Origin of the sequence: Bacillus sp. HY001, assembly GCF_007558965.1 — a bacterium.
GTDB classification, from domain to species: Bacteria; Bacillota; Bacilli; order Bacillales; family Bacillaceae_G; genus Bacillus_A; species Bacillus_A mobilis.
Genome location: NZ_VLTE01000331.1, coordinates 1 through 284, shown reverse-complemented (window position 1 = coordinate 284; position 284 = coordinate 1). Strand labels below are relative to the sequence as shown.

At 36.6% G+C, this 284-nt stretch carries 1 pseudogene; it reads left to right on the top strand.

Features of this window, described 5'->3' with window-relative positions:
• A pseudogene (locus FOT98_RS31585) lies at positions 1-284 on the top strand (RNA-guided endonuclease InsQ/TnpB family protein); the annotation flags it as partial.

The window sequence follows — 284 nt, the reverse complement described above, 5'->3', positions numbered from 1 at the left end:
GCGAGAAAACATTCGTTCAAAAAGTACAAAAATGGTTATCACACTTCTTATAAATCCAAAAAAGATGTAATCCAAGGATTTTATGCCAATTATGAAAGACTGGCTATAGGAAAGAAGGTAGTTCATATTCAGTCTATCGGAGAAGTGAAAACAAGCCAACAACTACCAAGAAATAAAAAACCATCTAATCCAAGAGTTACATTTGACGGTCGTCACTGGTGGATTAGTGTAGGGTTCCAAGAAGACTTTGCATCCCAAGAACTAACCAATGAGTCGATTGGTGT